Origin of the sequence: Sphingopyxis sp., from assembly GCF_035250425.1 — a bacterium.
Lineage (GTDB): Bacteria > Pseudomonadota > Alphaproteobacteria > Sphingomonadales > Sphingomonadaceae > Sphingopyxis.
This window is the reverse complement of sequence record NZ_DATFFD010000233.1, coordinates 27,404-52,351: the sequence shown is the minus strand read 5'-3', so window position 1 is coordinate 52,351 and position 24,948 is coordinate 27,404. Positions and strand designations below refer to the sequence as shown.

At 64.7% G+C, this 24,948-nt stretch carries 22 protein-coding genes and 1 pseudogene; 9 read left to right on the top strand and 14 right to left on the bottom strand.

Going from position 1 to position 24,948, the window contains the following annotated elements; translation table 11 throughout:
• Nucleotides 1-144: 144 nt before the first annotated feature.
• The 3 genes from ligD to VJ811_RS13950 are packed head-to-tail and all read right to left on the bottom strand — an operon-like array spanning nt 145 to nt 3,999.
• Nucleotides 145-2,649, bottom strand: coding sequence for a DNA ligase D (gene ligD / locus VJ811_RS13960; RefSeq protein WP_324073347.1), 2,505 nt, complete (start codon nt 2,647-2,649; stop codon nt 145-147).
• Nucleotides 2,636-3,124: an MgtC/SapB family protein gene (locus VJ811_RS13955; protein WP_324073345.1), complete on the bottom strand. Its 489-nt coding sequence runs from the start codon at nt 3,122-3,124 to the stop codon at nt 2,636-2,638. The genes ligD and VJ811_RS13955 overlap by 14 nt, the downstream gene beginning before the upstream one ends.
• Nucleotides 3,124-3,999 carry a Ku protein gene (locus VJ811_RS13950; RefSeq protein ID WP_324073343.1) on the bottom strand — a complete coding sequence of 292 codons (876 nt, stop codon included), beginning with the start codon at nt 3,997-3,999 and terminating at the stop codon, nt 3,124-3,126. Before VJ811_RS13950 ends, VJ811_RS13955 begins: the two co-directional genes overlap by 1 nt.
• Nucleotides 4,000-4,224: 225 nt before the next feature.
• Between VJ811_RS13950 and VJ811_RS13945 the strand changes: the two genes are divergently transcribed.
• From VJ811_RS13945 to VJ811_RS13935, 3 genes are all read left to right on the top strand, one after another.
• Nucleotides 4,225-4,662 (top strand): hemerythrin domain-containing protein, encoded by a 438-nt coding sequence (locus VJ811_RS13945; RefSeq protein WP_324073341.1) that lies wholly within the window; start codon nt 4,225-4,227, stop codon nt 4,660-4,662.
• A gap of 243 nt (nt 4,663-4,905) precedes the next feature.
• Entirely contained in the window at nt 4,906-7,239 is a 2,334-nt protein-coding gene (locus VJ811_RS13940; protein ID WP_324073339.1) for a TonB-dependent receptor, read from the top strand.
• Nucleotides 7,240-7,342: 103 nt separating this feature from the next.
• Nucleotides 7,343-7,606, top strand: a complete 264-nt coding sequence (locus VJ811_RS13935; protein WP_324073337.1) for a DUF3297 family protein — start codon at nt 7,343-7,345, stop codon at nt 7,604-7,606.
• Between the two features lie 91 nt (nt 7,607-7,697).
• Here the strand turns inward: VJ811_RS13935 and VJ811_RS13930 are convergent, their stop codons facing one another.
• The 3 genes from VJ811_RS13930 to VJ811_RS13920 all read right to left on the bottom strand — a co-directional run bounded on the left by VJ811_RS13930 (nt 7,698) and on the right by VJ811_RS13920 (nt 13,138).
• Nucleotides 7,698-8,252: a CHAP domain-containing protein gene (locus VJ811_RS13930; protein ID WP_324073336.1), complete on the bottom strand. Its 555-nt coding sequence runs from the start codon at nt 8,250-8,252 to the stop codon at nt 7,698-7,700.
• Nucleotides 8,253-8,637: 385 nt separating this feature from the next.
• The gene (locus VJ811_RS13925; protein ID WP_324073333.1) at nt 8,638-10,992 is read right to left on the bottom strand and encodes a putative bifunctional diguanylate cyclase/phosphodiesterase; all 2,355 of its coding nucleotides are present in this window, start codon (nt 10,990-10,992) and stop codon (nt 8,638-8,640) included.
• 394 nt (nt 10,993-11,386) lie between these two features.
• Entirely contained in the window at nt 11,387-13,138 is a 1,752-nt protein-coding gene (locus tag VJ811_RS13920; protein ID WP_324073331.1) for a fatty acyl-AMP ligase, read from the bottom strand.
• Between the two features lie 245 nt (nt 13,139-13,383).
• Between VJ811_RS13920 and VJ811_RS13915 the strand changes: the two genes are divergently transcribed.
• The 4 genes and pseudogenes from VJ811_RS13915 to VJ811_RS13900 form a co-directional block, all read left to right on the top strand.
• Nucleotides 13,384-13,890 (top strand): regulatory protein RecX, encoded by a 507-nt coding sequence (locus VJ811_RS13915; protein ID WP_324073329.1) that lies wholly within the window; start codon nt 13,384-13,386, stop codon nt 13,888-13,890.
• A gap of 32 nt (nt 13,891-13,922) precedes the next feature.
• Nucleotides 13,923-14,372, top strand: a complete 450-nt coding sequence (locus tag VJ811_RS13910) for a DUF192 domain-containing protein (protein WP_324073327.1) — start codon at nt 13,923-13,925, stop codon at nt 14,370-14,372.
• Between the two features lie 60 nt (nt 14,373-14,432).
• Nucleotides 14,433-14,819: an NADH:ubiquinone oxidoreductase subunit NDUFA12 gene (locus VJ811_RS13905; protein ID WP_324073325.1), complete on the top strand. Its 387-nt coding sequence runs from the start codon at nt 14,433-14,435 to the stop codon at nt 14,817-14,819.
• Nucleotides 14,820-14,993: 174 nt separating this feature from the next.
• Nucleotides 14,994-15,230, top strand: a pseudogene (locus VJ811_RS13900) (DUF2155 domain-containing protein); the annotation flags it as partial.
• A gap of 35 nt (nt 15,231-15,265) precedes the next feature.
• Here the strand turns inward: VJ811_RS13900 and aat are convergent.
• Together aat and VJ811_RS13890 are read right to left on the bottom strand one after the other, a co-directional pair.
• Entirely contained in the window at nt 15,266-16,054 is a 789-nt protein-coding gene (gene aat / locus VJ811_RS13895; protein WP_324073387.1) for a leucyl/phenylalanyl-tRNA--protein transferase, read from the bottom strand.
• Nucleotides 16,051-16,872, bottom strand: a complete 822-nt coding sequence (locus VJ811_RS13890) for a class I SAM-dependent methyltransferase (protein ID WP_324073323.1) — start codon at nt 16,870-16,872, stop codon at nt 16,051-16,053. The genes aat and VJ811_RS13890 overlap by 4 nt, the downstream gene beginning before the upstream one ends.
• Nucleotides 16,873-16,924: 52 nt before the next feature.
• On the opposite strand from VJ811_RS13890, the gene VJ811_RS13885 reads away from it, so the two are divergent.
• Nucleotides 16,925-17,113, top strand: a complete 189-nt coding sequence (locus tag VJ811_RS13885) for a hypothetical protein (RefSeq protein WP_294048476.1) — start codon at nt 16,925-16,927, stop codon at nt 17,111-17,113.
• A gap of 176 nt (nt 17,114-17,289) precedes the next feature.
• Here VJ811_RS13885 and VJ811_RS13880 read toward each other — a convergent pair whose 3' ends face one another.
• The 6 genes from VJ811_RS13880 to VJ811_RS13855 form a co-directional block, all read right to left on the bottom strand.
• Nucleotides 17,290-18,780 carry a CpaF family protein gene (locus tag VJ811_RS13880; RefSeq protein WP_324073319.1) on the bottom strand — a complete coding sequence of 497 codons (1,491 nt, stop codon included), beginning with the start codon at nt 18,778-18,780 and terminating at the stop codon, nt 17,290-17,292.
• A 187-nt stretch (nt 18,781-18,967) separates the two neighbouring features.
• Complete coding sequence (locus tag VJ811_RS13875) at nt 18,968-19,225, bottom strand: ATP synthase F1 subunit epsilon (RefSeq protein ID WP_324073317.1); 258 nt, start codon at nt 19,223-19,225, stop codon at nt 18,968-18,970.
• A 124-nt stretch (nt 19,226-19,349) separates the two neighbouring features.
• Complete coding sequence (gene atpD / locus VJ811_RS13870) at nt 19,350-20,888, bottom strand: F0F1 ATP synthase subunit beta (RefSeq protein ID WP_324073314.1); 1,539 nt, start codon at nt 20,886-20,888, stop codon at nt 19,350-19,352.
• 24 nt (nt 20,889-20,912) lie between these two features.
• Nucleotides 20,913-21,788, bottom strand: a complete 876-nt coding sequence (locus VJ811_RS13865; RefSeq protein WP_324073312.1) for a F0F1 ATP synthase subunit gamma — start codon at nt 21,786-21,788, stop codon at nt 20,913-20,915.
• 51 nt (nt 21,789-21,839) lie between these two features.
• Entirely contained in the window at nt 21,840-23,369 is a 1,530-nt protein-coding gene (atpA, locus tag VJ811_RS13860) for a F0F1 ATP synthase subunit alpha (RefSeq protein ID WP_324073310.1), read from the bottom strand.
• A gap of 39 nt (nt 23,370-23,408) precedes the next feature.
• Nucleotides 23,409-23,975 (bottom strand): F0F1 ATP synthase subunit delta, encoded by a 567-nt coding sequence (locus VJ811_RS13855; protein ID WP_324073308.1) that lies wholly within the window; start codon nt 23,973-23,975, stop codon nt 23,409-23,411.
• Nucleotides 23,976-24,266: 291 nt separating this feature from the next.
• Between VJ811_RS13855 and VJ811_RS13850 the strand changes: the two genes are divergently transcribed.
• On the top strand, nt 24,267-24,947 hold the full coding sequence (locus VJ811_RS13850) for a dienelactone hydrolase family protein (protein WP_324073385.1): 681 nt from the start codon (nt 24,267-24,269) through the stop codon (nt 24,945-24,947).
• Nucleotide 24,948 lies beyond the last annotated feature (1 nt).

Below are 24,948 nucleotides of genomic sequence, written 5' to 3'. Positions count from 1 at the left end.
ATACGTCAAGCTCTATAAGATGCGATAGGGCGCCGGTTAGCGCAAAATATGCGGCATTTTGGTATTTTATTGGTATCATTGAGGCTTCCGCCGATTTCCGCGCGCGCGACTCCGGAAGCGGCAGCGCGGATGCCGCCGGGGCGGCTAGAAATCGGGAAGCGACTGGCTTGCGAAACCCCAGCCCTTGAGTTCGGAGCTGGCGGCGCGAGTGAGCAGGTCTGCAACGTCCTTGATCGTCCAACGTCCCGCCTTTTCGACATCGGCAAGCGCATCCCAGCCGATCGGCACCGCGACCGGCGCCTGTTCGCGCGCGCGCGCCGACCAGGGCATGATCGCGGTGCTGCCCCGCTGGTTGCGGAGGTAATCGATGAAGATCTTGTTCTTGCGCTTCGCCTTGCTCATCGTCGCGACGAAGCGGTCGGGTTCGGCGAGGCTCAGCGCCTCGGCGAAGCGTTTCGAGAAATCCTTGTGGGCGTCCCAGCTGTGCCCCGGATCTACGGGCACGACGACATGCACGCCCTTGCCGCCCGAGAGCATCGCGAAGCTGACGAGCCCGATATCGGCGAGCTGGCGGCGGATGTCGGCGGCGGCTTTTTTGACGTCGGCGAAGGCGAGTCCCTCGTCGGGATCGAGATCGAAGACCATGCGGTCGGGCTTTTCGAGGGAGCCCACATGGCTGCCCCAGCCGTGGAATTCGATCGTCCCCATCTGGACGCAGGCGAGCAGGCCGTCGGCGTCCTCGACATAGAGATAATCCTCGTGCCCGCCGTCCTTCTCGCGGATCGGGACGTGCCGCACATGCTCGCCGAACGAGCCCGAATCATGCTTTTGGAAAAAGCATTTCTTGCCGCGCCCCTGCGGACAGCGGACGAGGCTGATCGGGCGGCGCGCGGTGTGCGGGAGCATGACCGGCGCGATCGCGGCATAATAATCGGCGAGATCGCCTTTGGTCGCCTTCGCTTCGGGAAAAATGATGCGGTCGCGGCTGCTGATCGTCACCTCGTTTGCCGGTTCGGGTGCGGCCTGGCTGATTTCGGGGGTCACGTCTTTCGCCTCCTTGTCTGCGCGCAAGCCAAGAAAGCTTGCGTGGCGCACCGATCCGCCCGCGGTGAATTCGGCGAAGGCGATTTCGGCGACGAGATCGGGTTTGAGCCAGCGGACCTTGCGTGCGGAAACGGCGTCGACCTCGAGCGGCGCGGTCTTGCGTTCGCGGCTCGCGAATTTCCTGGCGAGGTCGGCCATGGCGGCGGCGTCGAAGCCCGTGCCGACATTGCCCTTGTAGACGAGCGCGCCGCCCTCGCGCTGCGCGAGCAGGAGCGAGGCGAAGGCGCGCGCCTTGGTCGACGAAGGTTTCCAGCCGACAAGGATGAACTCCTGCCGCCGCGTGCATTTGACCTTCACCCAATTTTTCGAGCGGCGGCCCGAATAGGCCGCGTCGGCGCGCTTCGAAATGATGCCTTCCTGCCCCGCACCGCACATCGCGCCATAGAGGTTTTCGCCCGCGCGGATGACATGGTCGGCAACCGAGATCGGGGGCCGGGCATCGCGAAGCAGCGCTTCGAGCCGCTCCTTGCGTTCGAGATTGCCGAGCTTGGCAAGCGACTTGCCGCCCTCTTCGAGCAGGTCGAAGGCGAAAAAGAGCAGCTCCGTTTTCTCGTCCTGCGCGCCGTGGCCGCGCTTCAGCACCGCCTGCAGCGACGAGAAATCGGGGTTGCCGTCCTTGCCATAGGCGACGATCTCGCCGTCGATCAGGCAGGGCGGCAGATCGAGCGCCGCGATATGGCGGACGAGCGGCGTGAATTTTTCGGTCCAGTCGAGGCCATTGCGCGTGTAAACGCGCACGTCCGATCCCGCGGCGGCGATTTCGGCGCGGTAGCCGTCATATTTGATTTCGTGGAACCAGCCATTGCCGGCGGGGACGGCGTCGACGAGCGTCGCGAGCTGGAGCGGGCGGAATTTGGGCGGTTTGCCCTTTGCGGCAGGCTTGGCGATCTTTTTGTTGTGCGCGGCGGCATCGGCCATCTTCTTCGCGAAAGCCGCGCCCTTGGCGCCCGCAAGCGACTGCTCGCCGCCTTCGTCGCCGGCGATTTCGGCCATCGTGCGGCCGGTGAGGATGCTCGTGAGCTCGCGCCCGACGAGGTCGTCGGTGCCGCCCGCATAAGCATCGTTCACCTTGCGCAGAAGCCAGTTCTCGCGCTTCTCGCCGGGGCGCGGCTTCATGCGGACGAGCAGCCATTCGCCCTTCATGCGTTCGCCGTCGAGAGTGAAATGGAGATGGCCCTTGTCCAGATCCTTTGCGCTCTTGCCTTCGACCGGCGCCCAGGTGCCGCGGTCCCACAGCATCACCGTACCGCCGCCATATTCGCCCTTGGGGATCACCCCCTCGAAATCGGCGTAGCTCATCGGATGGTCCTCGGTGCGCACCGCGAGGCGTTTATCGGCGGGGTCGGCGCTCGGCCCCCTAGTCACCGCCCAGCTTTTGAGGACGCCGCCCGCTTCGAGCCGGAAGTCGTAGTGGAGCCGTGTCGCATCATGCTTCTGGACGATGAAGCGGTTGCCCTTTCCGGGCGCGACCTTGCCCGCAGGCTCGGGGGTCAGCGCAAAGTCGCGCTTCGCATGATATTGCGCGAGGGGATCAGCGCGGCTCATCGGCGTCCTCGTGCGCGTCCGAAGGCAAACGGCGCTCGACGGCACGCAGCAGGACGAGGAGCACCAGCGCGAGGCCCGCGGCGATCAGCACGACGGCGAAATATCCGGCGCCGCTCGCAATGCCGACCGCCGCGGTCAGCCAGATGTGCGCGGCGGTGGTCAGGTTGCGCACCTCGCCGCCTTTGACGATGATCAGCCCCGCGGCGATGATCCCGATCGCCGCCGCCATACCCTCGATCACGCGCAGCGGATCGAGCGAGGAATCGGCGCCGCCCAGTTGATGATAGAGCGCGATCGAGACGACGGTCGATAGCGCCGCGCTGAGCGCCACCAGCCCGTGGGTGCGCAGTCCTGCGTCGTAGCCCTTGAGCTCGCGGTCGAGTCCGAGCGCGAGGCCCACCAGCGTCGCGACGCCGAGGCGCAGCAAAATCTGGGTGTCAATCGTTTCGAACCACAGGGCGTCGTTGAGGATCATCAGGCGCGCTTGCGTTCGGAGGTCTTTTTGGCCGCCGCCTTCTTGGCGGACACCTTCTTCTCCGCGGCGGCGGGGGGGTTCTTCTTGCCCTCGACCGAAGCTTTGAGCGCCGCCATCAGGTCGATGACGTTCGAGCCGCGCGACACGCCGGCGGGTTCCTCGACATCCTCGAGGACGCGCTTGCCCTTGGCCTTCGCCTTTTTGGCGATCACGCGCTTCAAGGCGTCAACATAATGATTGTGATAATCCGACGCGTCGAACTTGCCGCTCTTCTTGCCAATCAGCGTTTCGGCGAGGTCGAGCAGGTCGGCATCGGGTTTTGCATCGCCGACATCGCGGAAATAATTCGCCGCCTTGTTCACCTCGTCGGCGTAGCGCAGCACTTCGAGCACCAGCCCGCGCCCGCACGGGCGCAGCGCGACAAGCTGTTCCTGACCCCTCAAGGAGAGCTGGCCGAGCCCGACCTTTTTGGTGCGTTTGAGCGCTTCGCGCAGCACGATATAGGCTTCTTCGGCGAGTTCGTCGGCGGGGACGACATAATAGGGCTTGGTATAATAAAGGACGTCGATCGCGTCGGTATCGACGAACTGGACAAGCTCCAATGTGCGCTTGCTCTCGAGCTTGACCGCCTCGATCTCCTCCTCGTCGAGCAGGACATAATTGCCCTTCGACAGTTCGAATCCCTTGACGATATCGTCATGGTCGATCGCGCCGATGCCCGGCACGATCTTTTCATATTTGACCGGCTTGCCGCTCGGTTCGTGGATCTGGCGAAAGGTCACCGCGGCGCCCGATTTGGTCGCCGAATAGATTTCGACCGGGATCGACACCAGCGCGAGCCGGATCTGCCCCTTCCAGTAAGCGCGTGCGGCCATCGATTTCCCTTTCGCTCTCCCGAGTCACAATGAACAAGGCGGCGAGCGGTTCCCGGTACGGCGGGCAGCCGGTGCCGGGCCGCGCCAGCGGCGAAACGACCGCAAGGGATCGTTCCGGTGCGGACCCTTCCGGCATTTCGGACGGTATCAAATATCAATTTACTTTCCGGTTGCGGTGCTCTCAAAACGAAGTGGAGGGACCGCCTCGTATCGCTTGGAGCTGCCATGCCCTTGAGCCGCGAAATGGAGCGACTGCGCGCCGAACATGCGGCGCTGATCGCGCTGGCGGGGATCATAACCGAATTGACCAACACCCCCGGCCCGCCGCGGCCGGCCGAGCTGGCGGCGGCGCGCGCGCGGCTTCGCGAAACGCTGGTGCGCCACCTGAAATGCGAGGACTGGATCCTCTATCCGCGCCTGCGCGCGACGGGCGACGCGGAGATGATGCGCATCACGCACGAGTTCGAATTGGAAATGGGCGATCTTGCGGCGGAATATGTCGCTTATGACGGCAAATGGACCGCCGAACGCGTCGCAGCCCGCCCCGAGGAATTCGGCCGCGAGACGGCCGCGATCTTCGCCGTGCTCGCGATGCGGGTCGAGCGTGAGGAGCGCGACCTCTATCCGCTCGCCGACAGGCTTTACGCCGCCGCGGCGCTATAATAGTTCTTTTATATGTTCTGCAATCGCATCCTCCTCTTCTTAGAAGTGATCCGATGCGAGACAATATTTGCCCTGATCGATCCGGGGTAAAAAGTTCCCGACCGGGTGGTGGCGCGATTGCCGCTTATCCTTCTTCTTTCCGTCATCACGCTGTCACGCTTCCGCCGCAGCGCAGCAATATCGCCCGCCTAATGCCCCCGCGACCCCGGCGCCATTTCGCGACCGGGAAAAGGGGATTCATCGATGACCAATCAGTTCAGGAACCGCCTGCGCGCCGGGGCCGCCTCGATCGCTGCGCTCGCCATGCTGGCCGCGACGCCGGCCTTGGCCGAAGACGCCGCGGCCGATGCCGCCAATGCCGGCGATGTCGACGAGATCGTCGTGCTCGGGCAGGGGCAGGCGCGGCAGGTGCAGGAACTGGGCGCCGCCGACATCGCACTCGAGGTTTCGGGGATCAGCCCGCTCAAGGCCATCGACAAGCTGCCCGGGGTCAATTTCCAGGCCGCCGATCCGTTCGGTGCCTATGAATGGTCGGCGCGCATCTCGATCCGCGGCTTTTCGCAGAACCAGCTCGGCTTCACGCTCGACGGCGTGCCGCTCGGCGACATGGCCTATGGCAACCACAACGGCCTGCACATCAGCCGCGCGATCATCAGCGAGAATGTCGGCCGGGTCGAAGTCGCGCAGGGCGCGGGCTCGCTTGGCGCGGCGTCGACGAGCAACCTTGGCGGCACGATAGAATTCTTCTCGCGCGAACCGGCCGAGGAACTCGGCGTCGAGGCGTCGGCCACCTATGGCAGCGACGAGACCAAGCGCCTCTTCGCGCGCATCGACAGCGGCGAGATCGCGCCCGGCGGGCCGCGTCTGTCGCTGAGCTATGCCTGGCAGGATGCCGACAAGTGGAAGGGCAATGGCATCCAGCGTCAGGACCAGGTCAATGCGCGCATCGTCCAGCCCGTCGGCGACGGCCAGTTCTTCGGCTTCGTCAACTATTCGAACCGCCGCGAGAATGACTATCAGGACCTCAGCGCCGACATGATCGGCCGCCTCGGTTATCAGTGGGACAATTTCGCGAAGGATTGGGACACGGCGGTCCAGGTCGCCAAAGTCTATCAGAACCAGGTCGCGCGTGCGGCCTATAACGCGGGCGTCGCCAATGGCAGCCTGCCGCTCGGAACGCCTTATGTCGCGCCCTATGCCGGGGCCGGCGAGGCGTTCCCGGCGCCCGTCGGAACCGTGGACGACGCTTATTATGATGCCGCGGGCCTGCGCAAGGACTGGCTGGCCGGCGTCGGCGTCGTGGCGCCGCTCGGCGAATATTGGACGCTGAGGGCGACGGGCTATTATCATGGCAACAAGGGCCGCGGCCTGTGGTTCACGCCCTATGTGACCACCCCCGGCGGCGCGCCGATGACGATCCGCACCACCGAATATGACATCGAACGCTATGGCATCGTCACCTCCAGCCTGTTCGAGGTCGGCAACAACAAGTTCGAAATCGGCATGTGGTACGAGGATAACGCCTTCAACCAGGCGCGGCGCTTCTATGGCCTTGCCGACACCATGGGCGCGCCGAGCCGCGGCAGCCTGAAATTCCCCAAGGATCCGCTGGCCACACAGTGGGAGTTCGATTTCGACACCCAGACGCTGCAATATCATGTGCAGGACACGCTCGACCTCGGCGGCTTCCAGATCAATGCGGGCTGGAAGGGGCTGCGCGTCACCAACCTTGCGACGCCGGTCGTGCGCGGCGGGCTCGCGTCGGGAAAGACCGAGGCGAAGGACTGGTTCCTGCCGCAGGCTGGCCTGCTCTATCGCGTCAACGACGATAACGAGCTGTTCGCGAGCTACACCCAGAATATGCGCGCGTTCGAAAGCTCGGCGACCGGCGGTCCCTTCGCCACGACGCAGGCGGGCTTCGACGCGCTCGACCTCAAACCCGAAACCTCGACGACCTATGAGCTGGGTTTCCGCACCAAAGCCTCGCGCTTTCAGGGCGTGATCGCGGGCTATTATGTCGACTTCAAGGACCGCATCATCGCGTTCGCCAACGGATCGGGCATTCAGGGCAATCCGGCGATCCTCAGCAACGTCGGCGATGTCCGTTCGTGGGGAGTCGAGGCGGCGGGGACGTTCCGCGTCACCCCCGAACTCGCGCTCTTCGCCTCCTATGCCTATAACGACTCCGAATATCAGGACGATGTCGTCAATGCGGCGGGCGCCGTGGTCGCGGCGACCGCGGGCAAGACGGTGGTCAACTCGCCCCGCCATCTCGCCAAGGGCGAAATCACCTGGGACAATGGCACCTTCTTCGCGCGCGTCGGCGCCAACTACACGTCGAAACGCTATTATTCGTACGAGAATGACGCCGAGGTCGGCGGGTTCGTGATCGTCGATGCCAGCATTGGCTATCGTCTCAATGACCGCATCTCGATCCAGGCCAATGCGACGAACCTGTTCGACAAGGAATATGTGTCGACGATCGGCACCAACGGCTTCGCCAACCGCGGCGACAGTCAGACTTTGCTGACGGGCGCGCCGCAGCAGTTTTTCGTCACGCTGAAGGCCGGGTTCTAAGCTGAGGTCGCGGCACCGGTCCCTCGGTGCCGCTTCTCAACGATTGACGATGATGGCGCGGTCCAGCTAGGGCCGCGCCATCATTTTTTTGGGAAATATAGTCATGACCGATACGCCCCCCGACCATCTGTCGACCAATCCGCGCTCGCCCCATTTCGACATGGAGGTGCTGCAGCGCGGCATCGGGATTCGCTTCAAGGGCAAGGAGCGCACCGACGTCGAGGAATATTCGATCTCCGAAGGCTGGATCCGCGTCGCCGCGGGCAAGTCGAAGGACCGCTTTGGCCAGGCGATGACGATCAAGCTGTCGGGCGAGGTCGAAGCCTGGTTCGAAGACACCGCCGCCGGCGAAGGCGACGAAGCCTAAGCACGCGGCATCATGGTGCATAAAAGACAAGCCCCGGAGGCGATCCGGGGCTTTCTTTATGCGCGCAATGTGCTTGCAGTGTCGTTCGGGCTTACTGGCCGAGCGAGGCGGCGACCAATTCGAGGCCGTTGCCGGGCTTCCAGTCGTTTTGGGCCCATACGGGTGCCTTGAAGCTCGGTGCCTTGTTCGGGGCGCCCGCTTCGCCGTCGGCGTAGATGAAGCCCTGCACCGGATTGGCGCGGAGGCCAAGGTCGCCGATCGGGGCGTACCACACGCGAACCATGCTCCAGTCGCCGGCGTCGCTGACGTCGACGACGCGGACGCCCCGCTCGATCTGGCCGCGGCGGCCGTTGATCGGCGACCAGTTGGCGTGGTCGATCAGGATTTCGCGGTCGCTGACGATTTTCTTGACGACGGCGACATGGCCGAGCGGCATGCCGCCGGTGCCGGCGAACGCCATCACCGCGCCCTGGCGGGGCTCATTGCCGCGCTGATAGATGCCGGCGGCCTGCGCCCACCAGGTCTTGGCGTTGCCGCGGATTTCGACGCCCGATTCGGCGCGGGCGAAGGGGACGCACTGCAGATAGTCGCGCGCGGCAGCGGGGGTGCTGGCGAGCAGGCCGGTGATCATCATCACAGACGCCATGGCGGCTGCCAGGTAACGACGAATAAGCATGGAAAGCGACCCCCCGATGGCTTGTCTTCAAGCGTTGGAGCGTCTTTGCCACGTCCAGCGCGGGCCACCACCCATCTAGCGACGAGTCGCGCCATCGATGCGGTGGATGGGGAAAGCTTCTGTTAAGACGTTCAATCCGTCGTGCGGGTGTTTCGGATCGTCGTGCTGTCCTTTCCTCCCCCTTGATGGGGGAGGCGCTAGACTTGGCGACGCAGCCGCCTAGTCGCAGCGGTGGGGGTGCGCTCTCGATCTGGCCGATGGTGCGAGGACGAGAGCGCACCCCCATCCAACTGCGCCTAGCCGCTTTGCGGCAAGGCTGCGTATCCTTCCCCCATCAAGGGGGAAGGGCCGAAACTCACGCCGCGACGGTTGCCACATCGTCGGGCGCGCGGAACAGCGTCAGCACGTCGCTCGCCGGCATCGGCCGCCCGTAATAATAGCCCTGGATGTTGCTGCACCCCATGCTGCGGAGCGTTTCGACCTCGAGCTCGGTCTCGGCTCCTTCGGCGGTCGTCGACATGCCGAGGCTGTCGGCGAGCGCGACGACGGCGCGGATGATCGCGATCGATTCGATGCTGCCCTTCGCCGCCCCGACGACGAAGCTGCGATCGACCTTGATCGTCGAAAATTGCGTCTTGCGCAGATAGCCGAGCGACGAATAGCCGGTGCCGAAATCGTCGAGCGACAGGCGGATGCCGAGCCCGATCAGCTGGTCGAGCAGTTGCGCCGCGCCGCCGCCGTCGCGCAGGAAGACGCTTTCGGTGACTTCGATCTCGAGCCGCTGCGGCGAAAGCCCGCTCTGCGCGAGCGCCGAGACGACGACCGAGGCGAAGCTGGGGTCGGTGAGCTGGTCGGCCGAGACGTTGATCGCGACCTTCAGGTTCGACGGCCATTTCATCGCTTCGCGGCACGCGGTGCGCAGCACCCATTCGCCGATCGGCGAGATCAGCCGCGCATCCTCGGCCAGCGGGATGAAGCGGCCCGGCGAGACATTGCCGAGCTTCTGGTTGTGCCAGCGGATCAGCGCCTCGAAGCCGTTGAGCGTGCCGTCGGCGGCGGTGACCACCGGCTGATAATAGAGTTCGAACTCGCCGCGCTCGAGCGCGCCGCGCAATTCCTGCTCCATCACGCGCCGTTCCTCGGCCTGGGCGTGCAAGGATGCGACATAGGCCGCGACGACATTGCCGCCCTTGTCCTTGGACTTGTAGAGCGCGAGATCGGCATTGCGGGTGAGCGTCTCGACCGTCGCGCCATCGGTCGGCCCGATCGCGAATCCGATGCTGGCGCCCACGAACAGCTGATGATTGTCGACCACATAGGGGCGGCTGATCGTCGTGATGATCCGCTGCGCGAGATCCTCGGCCGCATCGGCCGACGCCACATTGTGGAGCACCACGGCAAATTCGTCGCCGCCAAGCCGCCCGCAGGTCATGCCGCGTTCCATCAGGCCTTTCAGCCGCGCTGCGACCTGCGCGAGCAATTTGTCGCCGACAGGGTGGCCCAGCGTATCATTGACTGCCTTGAACCGGTCGAGGTCGATCATCAGCAGCGCGCAGCGCGACTTGGCGTCGAGCGCGTGCGCCATTGCGCGCGCCAGATCCTCGTTGAGGCTGAGGCGATTGGGCAGCCCGGTCAGATTGTCGAACCGCGCCATCTTGGCGATCTGTTCGGCGGTCGCGCGCTTTTCGGTGACATCCGATCCGACCCCGCGGAAGCCGAGGAACTTTCCGGCTTCGTCGAGACGCGGCGAGGCGGACAATTCCCACCAGCGCGGCATGCCGCCGATCGTCACCGGCACGATCAGATTCGAAAAGCTCTCGCGCCGCTTCATCCGTTCGGCCATGTCGTGGAGGCTTTTGGGGAACAGCCCGGTTTCCCAGGCATCGCCCGAAAGCGCCTGCAACAGCGGGACGCCCTCCAGCGTCTCCGCGGTGCCGCCGAGCGCATAGGCCAGGCGCGGCGAGACATGGACGAGGCGGCGGCTATTGTCGGTCTGCCACAGCCAGTCGGCCGAGGTTTCCTCGAATTCGCGCAGCAGCAGGCTGACGGTTTCGGTCTTTTCGTGCAGCGTCTCTTCGGCGCGGCGGAAGCGGATATGGCTTTGCGCGAAACGGACGCAAAAGGCGCAGAGCAGCAGTCCCGCGGCGAGCGCGACGCCGGCCAGCTGGGGCGCGCCGGCGCGCACCAGCGCGGCGGCCGCCGAGAGCGTGACAGGCCCGATAAACAGCGCGCAGGCCAGCGGGACGCTGTGCGCGACGATCGACAGCGTGACCATCATCAGCACTGCGATCGTCCACATCGAAAGGACATGGTCGAGCGTCGGCGTCAGTCCCTGCAGCCAGAAAGGCGATCCCCAGAGAACCGCCGAATAGAGCGCGTGCCGCACGCACAGCCGATATTCGGCCACGCCCGAAAGCTTGGGGTCGCCGAGCGGGAGGTTGCGGAATCTGCTGTACGACCAGACGCCGAAAATCAGCGCGCCGCCCAGCCAGCCGGCGGCGACCGGCAGCGGCACGCTGAGAATCATGGTGAAGGCGGCAACGAGCGCCATGCCCATACCCATCAGCAGGCGCAGCGACCCGCGGCCGCGAAGCGGCGCGAGCTGGAGCTGGCGGAGGTTGCCGATGTCCTGATCGCGCGGCCCCAGCCCCAGCAGGGTCCGTGCAGGAATGACTTCGGCAGCAATTGGATCGGTCAGCAGGCTTTTCACCCGCCTTGTGTAGCGCGCGGGGGTTACCCGAAGGTAACTATCGATCTGTTCCGGCGCGAATTTCTGTCCCGCCCGGGGACAACATATTAGACCGCTTATGGAGGTCGGCTTTGGGGTGGAGAGCGGGCATCCAAACCTCGTCATGCTGAACCTGTTTCAGCTTCCATGGCCTGAGCTTTGATCCCACGCTGCGCCGAAGGAAAAAACGGCAGACCATGGACCCTGAAACAAGTTCAGGGTGACGAGGTAAAAACGTCATAAATTGGTCGTTTCCGCCATTCGTCATCCCGGACTTGATCCGGGATCCATTGGCGCAACGGCAGCTGTGGACCCCGGATCAAGTCCGGGGTGACGACGATAGATGGTGACGACGATAGATAGGGCAGCAACAGTCTTATGCAGCCATCGCGAAAGGCTGGATTTCCCCGGCCAGATATTGCGCGCGCGCCTTCGACCGGCTGAGCTTGCCCGAACTGGTCCGCGGCAAGGTGCGCGGGGGGATCAGTTCGATCAGGCAGTTCATGCCGGTGATCGCGCGGACGCGGTCGCGAATCGTCTCGCGCAGCGCAAGGCGCTCGGCCTCGTCGCTGGTGCGGCACTGGACGAGCACGGCCGGGGTTTCCTCGCCGCCGGGCGCGGTGATCGCGAAGGCCGCGATGTCGCCCGATTTGAAGCCCGGCAATTGCTCGACCGCCCATTCGATATCCTGCGGCCAGTGATTCTTGCCGTTGACGATGATCATGTCCTTGGCGCGGCCGACGATATAGATGTAACCGTCTGACAAATAACCCATATCGCCGGTGTCGAGCCAGCCGTCCTTCATGCAGGCGGCGGTCGATTCGGGGTCGCGAAAATAGCCGGTCATCAGCGACGGGCCGGTGCACCACACTTTGCCGACGGTCTGGTCGGGCAGCGCATTGCCCGCCTCGTCGCGGACCTCGATCACCATGTCGCGCGCAGCACGGCCGCAGTTGACGATCGCGCGGTAGCGCGTCGGGCGGCCCGAATCATTCGCTGCGCCCGACAGCTCGGTTTCCTCGACCAGTTCGACGACGATGCCTTCGCCCGGCGGCATGATGCTGACCGCAAGCGTCGCTTCGGCAAGGCCATAGCTCGGCAGGAAGGCGCTCGCCTTGAAACCCGCGTCGGCAAAGGCGTCGACGAAGCTTTGCATCACGTCGGGGCGGATCATGTCGGCGCCATTGCCCGCGACGCGCCAGCGCGACAGGTCGAAGCGGTCGGCGACATGCGTCTGGCTCGACACGCGGCGCGCGCAAATGTCGTAGCCGAAGGTCGGCGAATAGCTGAGCGTCGTACCCTCGTTGCGGCTGATCAGGTCGAGCCAGGCGAGCGGGCGGCGGGCAAAATCCTCGGTCTTGAGATAGTCGACCGACACCTGGTTCGCGACCGGCGAGAGTAGGCAGCCGACAAGGCCCATGTCGTGATACCAGGGGAGCCACGAAATGCAGCGGTCGCTATCCTGAAGCTCCATCCCGTGGCTGTGCGCGGCAAGGTTGTTGAGCAGCGCGGCGTGGGTAACGGCGACGCCATGCGGGAAACGGGTCGAGCCGCTGCTGTACTGGAGATAGCAGGTTTCGTCCGACTTCTGCTCGGGAAGCGCGGCGACCGGCGCCGGATTCTGCTCGAAAGCGCTCCAGTCGACGGGCGTCACGCCTTCCTTTTCGGCCGCTTCGACCGCCATCGCGGCGATTTCGGGCGGGAAGAAGAGCATCGTCGGATCGCAGCTCGAAAGCTGGACCACGAGCTGGCCGACATAGCTATCGCGCCCGCCGAAGCTGGTCGGCAGCGGCAGCGGCACCGGCCAGGCGCCGGCGTAGATCGTGCCGAAGAAGAGCGCGGCGAATTCGGGACCGGTTTCGGCGATCAGCGCGATTCGGTCGCCGGGTTTCACCCCCGCGGCGATCAGCCGATAGGCGGCATGGAGCGCGTCGGCCTTGAGTTCGCTGTACGGATAAGGACGCACAAGCTTGCCGCGCGGATCGTGGAAATTGAGCCCGCGCGTGCCGTTCGCGGCATAGTCGAGCGCTTCGCCGACGGTGGCGAAGTCCGAAAAGCGGCGCGGTTGCGCACAAAGCGTCGGGGTCGACGTCAGCGCGCCGGCCTCAGTGTCGATGATCTGGGTCATAGGGGGTGCGACATCCCGTGAAACGGGCCGCGCGGCAACAAGCATGTCATCTTTTGCAGCCATAATAATGTGCGCGAGCCCTGTGTTGTTAGAACAATCGCCCATTTCCGGGCGTTATGGCCCGATATGGCGGTGTTGATCGTTCTCAATCAGGCCCGACTGTGGCACAAACATGGCATATGGCCAACCGCCGCGCCCCATCCGACCGATCGAAAAGGCCTCTCGGCGCGGCCAGGCTTGACGAATTGGCGCTCGCCTATGTCGCGCGATTCGCGACGAGCCGGGCGAAACTGACGCGCTATTTGTCGCGAAAAGTCCGCGAATCCGAATGGATAGACGATATCGACGCCATGACGGCGTGCGAGGCGGTGGCAGACCGGATGGAGCAATTGCGCTATCTCGACGACCGCCAATATGCCGCGATGCGCGCGGGCGCGATGACGCGGCGCGGGCTGGGCGTGCGGCGGGTCAAGGCGCAGCTTTATGTCGACGGAATCGCGGAAGAAGACAGCGGCGAAGCGATCGAGACGGCCGAGGGCGCCGCGGTCGCTGCGGCGATCGGATTCGCGCGGCGGCGGCGGTTCGGGCCGTTCGCGGTGCGATCGAGCGACGATCCGAAGCAGCGCGAGCGGCAAATCGCCGCCTTTTTGCGCGCGGGACACAGCATGACGATCGCGCGCCGCATCCTCGCCGTCCCGCCGGGGGACGAGGCGGCGCTGGCGGTGCTGGACGATGAAGCGATGCTCGATTAGGTCCGGCGACATCACGGGATAAGGATCTGCCGATGCGCGCCATTTTTACCGCCCTTGCCCTGTCGCTCGCACTGCCGATGGCGGCATGCAGCAAGGATGTGAGCGAGGCGCAGGGCGTCGCGACGATCGCGGCCGATGGCGCCACGCACAAATTCAACGTCGAAGTCGCCCGCACCAAGGAGGAGCAGGCGCGCGGGCTGATGTTCCGCACCAGTCTGCCCGAGGGCGGAGGAATGATCTTTCCGTTCGAGAAGCCGCGAATCGCCAGTTTCTGGATGAAGAACACGCTGATCCCGCTCGATATGATCTTCATCCGCGCCGACGGCAGCATCGACCGGATCGCCGAAAATACCATCCCCGAATCGCTCGAACCCGTGGTCAGCGGCGGCGAGGTTTCGGCGGTGCTCGAACTCGCGGGCGGTACGGCGGCGAAGCTTGGCATCGACGAGACCGCCAAGATCACATGGAAAGATGGAAAATAGCGCCCGTCCGCGTGGTTTGCGGCTTGCGGACCGCGCTGCCTTGCCTGTAAACGCCACGCCATGAGCATCTTGGGCAAGATTTTCACCTGGTGGGACGGCGCGACCGTCGGCACGCTGCTGAACAGCTGGAGCACCGGCACGAAGGTGGGCGAGGACAGCCTCGGCAACCGCTATTTCCGCGCGAAAAAGGGCGGCCGTCGCTGGGTGCTCTACAATGGATCGAACGATGCGAGCCGCGTGCCGCCCGAATGGCACGGCTGGCTTCACGGCACCTTCGACGAACTGCCGACCGACGTCCTTCCCGCGCCGCGCGCGTGGGAGAAAGAGCCGACCGCGAACCTGACCGGCAGCACGGGCGCCTATCGCCCCGCCGGCGCGCTCGAACGCGGCGGCCACCGGGCTGCCGCGACCGGCGATTATGAGGCCTGGCGGCCCGGCGCCGACTGAGCTTCCGTGAGGTCGCGCCCCCTCCGCATCGCGTTCCTGACGCTCGTCGCGGCGAGCGCGCTGGCCGGCTGCGACCGGACGCCGACCAAAAGCGGCGGCAGCGACAAGGCGCCGCAGATCGCCAAATCCGAACGCGTGCCGCAGGAAGTCGGCGGCATCGAAGGCGCGACCCCGATGGCGGACCGCGTCGCCGTCGTCGGCCTGCTCAACAAGCGCAACGGGCTCGTCCGCGATCTCGAGATGAAGCCCGGCGAAACGGCGCGCGTCGGCCGCGCGATCGTGCGGCTGCGCGCGTGCGAACAGACGGCGCCGTGGGAAGATCCGCCCGAAACCGGCGCCTTCGTCCAGTTGACGGTGCAGGATCAGCGCGACGACAAATGGTATCGCGTCTTTTCGGGCTGGATTTTCCGCGAGCGGCCCGACCGCAACGTCATCGAGCACCCGATCTATGACGTCTTCGTCAAAAGCTGCGCGATGACATATCCGGGCGGCGAACCCGTCGCGCGTTCGGCGCCGAAATCGGGCGCGGCCGCGGCGCCCAAGGCGTCGAGGGCGCCCCAGTCGCCCGCGACGAACGGCGGCGAGGGCATAGCAGCGCCTGTCGCGCCGCCGGTCGTACCGGCCCCGGCACCCAAGGCTGTGCCGTCGCCCCCCGCCAACACCGAATAGAGCCGCGCGAGATAGTCGGCCTGGCGGATTTCGATCGCGCCGAGGCTGGCGAGGTGCGGGGTGATGAACTGGCAGTCGAGCAATTTCCAGCCGCCCGCGCGGAGCCGCGCGACGAGGTGCGCGAGCGCGACCTTCGAGGCGTCGCGCGCGCGGCTGACCATCGATTCGCCGAAAAAGGCGCGGCCGAGCGTGACGCCGTAGAGCCCGCCCGCGAGCTCGCCGTCCAGCCAGCATTCGACGCTGTGCGCATGGCCGAGCTGGAACAAACGGTCGTAGCTCGCGCGGATTACCGGATTGATCCACGTCGTCGGCCGGTCGTCGGCGGGCGCGGCGCAGAGCGCGACCATATCGGCAAAGGCGGTGTCGGTCGTGACGCGGAAGCGGTCGGACACGATGATTTTTTTCAGGCTGTGCGACAGGTGGAAGTGGTCGAGCGGCAGGATCGCGCGCAGCCGCGGTTCGACCCAATGGACCGACGGGTCATCCGCCCCGTCGGCCATCGGAAAAATGCCCTGCGCATAGGCGCTCAAAAGCAGCGCCGGGTCTATGGATTCGAAATGCTTCAGGACGCGGGCTTCACGAATTTCAGCGTCATGCGGTCCGATTCGCCGATCGCGACATATTTGGCGCGGTCCGTCTCGCCCTCGGTCAGGTTCGGGGGCAGCGTCCAGACGCCCTTGGGATAATCCTTGGTGTCCTTTGGATTGGCGTTGATCTCGCTCTCACCCGCGAGCTTGAAGCCCGCAGCCTCGGCGAAGGCGACGATCGAGCTTTTCTTCATATAGCCCGACTTTTCTTCCTTCGCGCTGTCGTCGCTTTCATTGAGCCGATGCTCGACGACGCCGAGCGTGCCGCCGGGTTTCAGCATCGCGAAGATCTGTTTGAACGCGTTCGCGGTGTTGTCGGTGCCGTCGAAGCGCCAGTTGTGGACGTTGCGGAAGGTCAGCACGACATCGGCGCTGCCGTCGGGAACCTTGGGATTGGTGCCCGCATTAGGGAATTCGGCGAGCTTCACCGCGCCATAGACGTCGGCATTCTCGGTCTGCTTTGCCTTCACGCGGTTGAGGCCGCGTTCCCACGGCGCCGCGGCGTAGAGCGTGCCGCCGCCCGATTTGGTCAGCGGGGCGAGGATTTCGGTGTACCAGCCGCCGCCGGGCCACAGCTCGACCACCGTGTCGCCGGGCTTCACGCCAAAGAAGGCGAGCGTTTCGGCGGGGTGGCGATATGTGTCGCGCGGCGTGTTCGTCGCGGTGCGGGTGGGCGCGGCAACGGCGGCGGCGATCGCGTCCTCAGCCTTGTGCGCGGCGTGGGCGTCGTGCTGCATCGCGGTCGCGGGAACGGCGATCAGGGCGGCGGCACTTGCAAGCAATAATAGGGAACGCATATGGGGCACCTCTCTCCAGGGGAAGACCCTGTTTGCGAAGGGATGCGCGGCAATGCAAGTGTCCATGCTGTCGATAGGGATCGGCGCCGCGATTCTGTTCGGCGTGGCCGAGATCGCGAGCTGGCGCCGCAACAACCGCCGCGACGTCGAACAGGTCGGCTTCATGCCGTGGCGCGGGATCGCGCTCGCGTCGGCTGCCGTCGCTTTGTTCGCGACGGCGTTCTGGCTTGCCGGGAAATAAACCTTCTCCCCTTGAGGGAGAAGGATATGGAGCCTTGCCGCGGAGCGGCTAGGCGGAGTTGGATGAGGGTCTCAAACGCTGCTTTCGCGCGCTTCGTTCACACCCTCACCCAGCTTCGACTAGGCAGCAAGCTGCCAAGTCTGTGCATCCCTCTCCCCCAAGGGGAGAGGGGTATGCTACAGGCACGCCTCGAGATAAGGCTGATCAAACCCATATTGGCGCGCTTTTTCCAGCGTATAGGGGCGCAGGCCCATCGCGCGATATTCGCCGACGATCTTGCCGTCCTTGTCCTCGTCGAGATATTCGAACTTGAAGAGTTCCTGGGTGACGATGACGTCGCCTTCCATACCGATCACCTCGGTCACGTTGGTGACGCGGCGCGAGCCGTCGCGCAGGCGCTTGATCTGGATGACCATGTCGACCGAATCGGCGATCTGTTTCGAAATCGCTTCCTTCGGGATCTTCACATCGCCCATCAGCACCATATTTTCCATACGGCCGAGGCATTCGCGGGGTGAGTTGCTGTGGAGCGTACACATCGACCCGTCGTGACCGGTGTTCATCGCGGCGAGCAGGTCGAAACATTCGGCGCCGCGGACCTCACCCATGATGATGCGGTCGGGACGCATACGCAGCGCGTTCTTCACAAGATCGCCCATGTGGATCGCGCCATTGCCCTCGAGGTTCGCGGGGCGCGTTTCGAGCGGCAGCCAGTGCGGTTGCTGCAGGCGAAGTTCGGCGGCATCCTCGATCGTCAGCACGCGTTCGCCGGGGTCGATCATTTTCGACAGCGCGTTGAGCATCGTCGTCTTGCCCGAACCCGTACCGCCCGAGATGACGATGTTGAAGCGGCTGGCGCCCGCGATTTTCAGCGCGGTGCACATCTTCTGGCTCATCGCGCCCCACTGGCACAGCATGTCGAGCGTGATCGGCTTGGCCGAGAATTTACGAATCGAGATCGCGGTGCCGCGCAAGCTGAGCGGCGGCACGATCACGTTGACGCGGCTGCCGTCTTTCAGGCGGGCGTCGGCGAGCGGCGTGGTCTGGTCGACGCGGCGGCCGACAAGGTTGCAGATGCGCTGCGCGATCTGGAACAGATGCTGTTCGTCGCGGAACTGGATCGGCGCGATGACCAGCTGGCCCTTGCGTTCGATATAGGTCTGGTACGGCCCGTTGACCATGATGTCCGAAATGTCGGGGTCGGCGAGCAGCTCTTCGAGCGGGCCGAAGCCGAGGAGTTCGTCGACGAGCACCTTTTCGAGCGCGAACTGCTCGCGGCGGTTCAATGTGATGCGGAGTTCCGCGAGCACTTCGAGGATGATCGGACGGAATTCCTCGGTCAGCTCGTCCTTGTTGAGCGTCGCAGCCGCCTCGGGATCGACGCGTTCGAGCAGGCGCGGCAGCACCTGTTCCTTGATCTTGTGGACACTGGCTTCGAACCCTTGCGCCTTTTCAGGCTCCATCGCCTCGGCGGTCGAACGCTGGTTCAGCCGCTCCATCGCCTCTTCTTCGGGCGTCAGGTTCGACGGCATCTGCGGAATGTTCACCGGCGTCTCGATCGCGGGAAACTGGGTTCCGCCCGGCACGCCCGGACCAGTCTGCATCGGCTTGGCCACGCCAAAGGCGGGGCGGCCAGCGGTTCCGGGTCGGCGTCCGAATGCACTCATCGGTTTTTCCTGCTTCCATATCTTTCAGGAGCATCGCTGCCAGTGCAGACGAGCCCCCATCCGACACGGTGAATAAACCGGAAACTTTGACATTGTCCTAATGCGATGGGCGATTGCGCGTGGGCATAAAAAAAGCCCGCATCCATGAAGGATGCGGGCTTTTGATCGCCGTGGACGGCGGAAGCGATCAGTTTGCGATATGCTCGGCCAGAACGGTGAGGCCGGCCTCGTTAACCTCGGCAAAGCCGCCTTCGACCTCGATCACCTCGGGCGCGGCGCCGGCGGTGCTATAGATGGTCAGCGGGCCGTTGCGCAGCGTCGCCATGAAAGGCGCGTGGCCTTCGAGCACCGAAAAATCGCCTTCGGCCCCCGGCACGGTGACCATATGGACGTCGGCGGTCCGCTCGAGGCGGGCGGGGGTGACGAGTTCGAACTTCAGAGCCATGTCTTCAATCTCCCCCCTCCCGCTTGCGGGAGGGGTCGGGGGAGGGGCTGTTTCGTAGCAAGTGAAGGTCCGTCCCCCGACAGACCCTCCCCTAACCCCTCCCGCAAGCGCGAGGGGAACCGAATTACGCGTCTTCGGCGAGCTTGGCGGCCTTGGCGACCGCTTCGTCGATGCCGCCGACCATGTAGAAGGCCGCTTCGGGCAGATGGTCATATTCGCCATCGACCACCGCCTTGAACGACTTCACCGTGTCTTCGATCGCCACGAACTTGCCGGGGATGTTGGTGAAGACCTCGGCGACGTGGAACGGCTGCGACAGGAAGCGCTGGATCTTGCGCGCGCGCGCGACGACCAGCTTATCTTCTTCCGAAAGCTCGTCCATGCCGAGAATGGCGATGATGTCCTGGAGCGACTTGTACTTCTGCAGCGTTTCCTGAACGCGGCGGGCGGTCTCATAATGCTCCTGGCCGACGATCGCGGCGGTCAGCACGCGGCTGGTCGAATCGAGCGGATCGACCGCCGGATAGATGCCGAGTTCCGAAATCGCGCGGTTGAGCGTCGTCGTCGCGTCCAGGTGGGCGAACGAGGTTGCCGGGGCAGGGTCGGTCAAGTCATCCGCGGGAACGTAGATGGCCTGCACCGAGGTGATCGAACCCTTGTTCGTCGAGGTGATGCGTTCCTGCAGCGCGCCCATGTCGGTCGACAGCGTCGGCTGATAACCCACGGCCGAGGGAATACGGCCGAGCAGCGCCGACACTTCCGAACCCGCCTGGGTAAAGCGGAAGATGTTGTCGACGAAGAAGAGCACGTCCTGGCCTTCCTGATCGCGGAAATATTCGGCGATCGTCAGGCCCGAGAGCGCAACGCGGGCGCGGGCACCCGGCGGTTCGTTCATCTGGCCGAACACCAGCGCAACCTTCGAACCCTCGGGGGTCGGGTTGCCGTCCTTGTCCTTGGCGATAACGCCGGCGTCGAGGAATTCGTGATAGAGGTCGTTGCCTTCGCGGGTGCGTTCGCCGACGCCCGCGAACACCGAGGTGCCGCCATGGCCCTTGGCGATGTTGTTGATCAGTTCCTGAATGAGAACGGTCTTGCCGACGCCCGCGCCGCCGAACAGACCGATCTTGCCGCCCTTTGCGTAAGGCGCGATCAGGTCGATGACCTTGATGCCGGTGACGAGGATGCTGCTTTCGGTCGACTGGTCGACGAATTCGGGAGCCTTCGCGTGGATCGGCGCGCGGCTCACGGCGTTGACCGGACCCTGTTCGTCAATCGGCTCGCCGATGACGTTGAGGATGCGGCCGAGCGTCTGCGGGCCGACGGGCACCGAGATCTGTGCGCCGGTGTCGGTGACGGGCTGGCCGCGCGTCAGGCCGTCGGTCGCGTCCATCGCGATGGTGCGGACGGTGTTCTCGCCGAGATGCTGCGCGACTTCGAGAACAAGGCGGTTGCCGTTGTTGTCGGTTTCGAGCGCGTTCAGAATCGCGGGGAGCTGGCCGGTGAACTGGACGTCGACGACGGCGCCGATGACCTGTGCGATGCGGCCCGTGGCGGTGCCGGTGCTCGCGGCCTTGGGAGCGGCAGCCTTCTTCGGCGCAGCAGCCTTGGGCGCGGCGGCCTTCTTGGCGGGTGCCTTCTTCTCGGCAGAGGGTGCGGTTGCCATTGGTTTCTTCCTTGCTTGGATAGCTTACAGCGCTTCGGCGCCAGCGATGATTTCGATGAGTTCGGTCGTGATCGCCGCCTGACGCGTGCGGTTGTAGATGATGGTCAGCTTGTTGATCAGGTCGCCCGCGTTGCGCGTCGCATTGTCCATCGCGGTCATCGACGCGCCCTGTTCGGACGCGGCGTTTTCAAGGATGCCCTTGAAGATCTGGATCGTGATGTTGCGCGGCAACAGGTCGGCGAGGATTTCTTCCTCGCCCGGCTCATATTCGACCGCCGCGCCGCTGGATGCCGGAACGTCGACGGGCGCGGGAACGGGGATCAGCTGCTGGCCGGTCGCTTCCTGAAGCAGCGCCGAACGGAACTTCGAATAGAAGAGATGCGCGACGTCGAATGCGCCGGCCTCGTAAAGCTCCATGACCTTCGCCGAGATCTCGGACGCCTGATCGAAGCCGATGTCGCGGATGCCGGTCGTCTCATAGAGCTCGGTGATCTGGCCCGCGAACAGGCGTCCGATCACCGGGCGGCCCTTGCGGCCGATCAGGTAGAAGAGAACCTTCTTGCCCTCTGCCTGCAGCGCGTTGGCCTTGTCGCGCGCCGCCTTGACGATGTTCGAGTTGAACGCGCCGGCGAGGCCGCGGTCGCTGTTGAGCACGACGAGCAGGTGCGTGTCGCTCTTGCCGGTGCCGGCGAGCAGCTTCGGCGCCGAGTCCGACCCGCCGACCTTCGACGCCAGGCTGGCGACGACGCCTTCGAGGCGCGTCGCATAGGGACGCGCGGCTTCGGCAGCCGCCTGCGCCTTGCGCAGCTTGGCCGCCGCGACCATTTTCTTGGCCTTGGTGATCTTCTGGGTCGATTTGACCGAGTTGATCCGCCCTTTGAGTTCTTTCAGGTTTGCCATGAAGGCCCCTATATTTCGTCCTCCCCGCCGAAGCCGGGACGACGTAAACCTTTAAGCGAAAATCTTGGCGAACGCTTCGAGCGCCGCAACCAGACCCTTTTTGGCGTCGTCGCCAAGATCCTTGGTGTCGCGGATCGTCTTGAGCACGCCGGCATGGTCGCTGCGCAGATAGGCGATCATCGCCGCTTCGTAGCGCGAGACGTCGGTGGTCGCGACATTGTCGAGATAGCCGTTGGTGCCGGCAAAGATCGACGCGGTCTGCTCTTCGAACGGCATCGGCTGGAACTGCGGCTGCTTCAGAAGCTGCGTCAGGCGCGCGCCGCGGTTGAGGAGCTTTTGCGTCGACGCGTCGAGGTCCGAACCGAACTGCGCGAAGGCTTCCATTTCGCGATACTGCGCGAGTTCGAGCTTGATCGAGCCCGACACCTTTTTCATCGCCTTGGTCTGCGCGGCCGATCCGACGCGCGACACCGACAGACCCACGTTGATCGCGGGGCGGATACCGGCGTTGAACAGGTTGGTTTCGAGGAAGATCTGGCCGTCGGTGATCGAAATCACGTTGGTCGGGATGTACGCCGAAACGTCGCCCGCCTGCGTTTCGATGATCGGCAGCGCGGTGAGCGAGCCTGAGCCATTGTCGGCGTTCATCTTTGCCGAACGCTCGAGCAGGCGGCTGTGCAGATAGAACACGTCGCCGGGGTAAGCTTCGCGGCCCGGCGGGCGGCGCAGCAGCAGCGACATCTGGCGATAGGCGACGGCCTGCTTCGACAGATCGTCATAGACGATCACGGCGTGCATGCCGTTGTCGCGGAAATATTCGCCCATCGTGCAGCCGGTGTAGGGCGCGAGGAACTGCAGCGGAGCGGGCTCCGACGCGGTCGCGGCGACGACGATCGAATATTCCATCGCGCCATTTTCTTCGAGCTGGCGGACGATCTGCGCGACGGTCGAACGCTTCTGGCCGATGGCGACATAGATGCAATAAAGCTTCTTCGACTCATCGGTGCCGGCGTTGGCTTCCTTCTGGTTGATGAAGGTGTCGATCGCGACGGCGGTCTTGCCGGTCTGGCGATCGCCGATGATCAGTTCGCGCTGGCCGCGGCCGACGGGGACGAGCGCGTCGAGCGCCTTGAGGCCGGTCTGGACGGGTTCGTGGACCGAGGTGCGCGGGATGATGCCCGGCGCCTTGACTTCGACGCGCATGCGCTTCTCGGCCTTGATCGGGCCCTTGCCGTCGATCGGATTGCCGAGGCCGTCGACGACGCGGCCGAGCAGGCCCTTGCCGACGGGGACGTCGACGATCGTGCCGGTGCGCTTGACGGTGTCGCCTTCCTTGATCTCGGCGTCGCTGCCGAAGATCACGATACCGACGTTATCGGCTTCGAGGTTGAGCGCCATGCCCTGCACGCCGTTGGCGAACTCGACCATTTCACCGGCCTGGACATTGTCGAGGCCGTGGACGCGGGCGATGCCGTCGCCGACCGACAGAACCTTGCCGATTTCGCTGACCGTTGCGTCGGTGCCGAAATTGGCGATCTGGTCCTTGATGACCTTGCTGATTTCAGCGGCGCGGATTTCCATTGTTTAGCCTTTCATCGGGGCATTTGGGCGTCGGGCTTTTCAGCCCTTCATCGCCTGGGCGAAACTGTTGAGACGGGTACGGATGCTGCCGTCGATCAGCTGGCTGCCCAGCTGGACGACGAGACCGCCGAGGATGGCGGGGTCGACGGTCGCGGCGACGGTGACGTCGCGCCCGACGCGGGATTTGAGGTTCGCGGTCAGCTCTTTCAGCTGCGCCGCCGAAAGCGGGTGCGCGCTGGTGACCTTGGCGGTCACTTCACCGCGGTGATCGGCGACGATCGCATCGAACGCGTCGATCATCCGGGGCAGATCGGCGAGACGGCGATTCTCGGCGAGCACGCCGAGGAACTTCGCGGTCAGCGAATCGAGCTTCATCGCCTTGGCGACCGCGGCGATGGCGTTCGCGGCGTCGGTGCGGGCGACGACGGGGCTGGCGATCAGCGCCGACAGGTCGGCCGATTCGGTCAGGCCGGCGCGAAGCGTCGCGAGGCTCTTGGCCACCGCGTCGATCGCGTTCGATTCGCGCGCCAGATCGAACAAAGCGACCGCATAACGGCCCGCGAGGCCCGCCGTGATGTTGCCCTGAATGCCGCCGGAATTCTCCACGCGTGAAAGTCCTTTGTTGCTATCCCGTGGGGGATGGGTCGCGCGCTTTTTGGGGATATTCGACGAATGTCCCCCACGCGAAGTCGCGGCGCGCCTAGCAACGATTTTGCTGCAATGCAAGGCGGGGGTGGGGCTAATCAGGCTCCGTCCCTAAAGCCGTTTGCCCCCCGCCTCCGCGGGGGCAGGCTCCGAGCTTGTCGAAGGGCCGCCCTTTCTTCAAAAGGCGCGCAAAGAAGGACTGCGCTTCGACAAGCTCAGCGCGAACGGAAGAGGGGTAGGCCGGTGGGCGAAATGATTCGGATGACGATGGACGATGGCGCCGAAATCGCGGTCTATCATGCCCGGCCCGACGGCGAGCGTCGCGGCGGGCTGGTGCTGGTGCAGGAAATCTTCGGCGTCACCGACCATATCCGCGAGATGTGCGACGAGTTCGCCGCCGAGGGCTATGAGGTGCTGAGCCCCGCGCTCTTCGACCGCGAGCATCCGGGGTTCGAGAGCGACTATTCGGGGCCGCAGTTCCAGCGCGCGGTCCAGCTGGCGCGTGAGCTGCATCCCTTCGAGCAGAGCCTGAAGGACGCGCAGACGTGCATCGATGCGCTGAAGGGCGCCAACGATTCTGGGGGGCCGGTGTTCATCACCGGCTATTGTTATGGCGGCTCGGTCGCGTGGCGGATGGCGCAGATCAGCCCCGACCTCGCGGCCTCCTCGGCCTATTATGGCAGCCTCGTGCCGACGATGTTCAAGGACGAGGCGCCCGCCTGCGCGGCGATCGCCCATTTCGGCCGCTATGACGACGGGATTCCGATGGAGGGCGTCGAGGCGCTGATTGCCAAGGCTCACCCGACCGCGCAAATCTTCGTCTATGAGGCGGGGCACGGCTTCAACAGCGACCGGCGCAAGGATTATCACGAAGCAAGCGCAACCCAAGCGCGCGAACGCACGCTGATGCTGTTCAAGGCGTGCGGGGGATAGG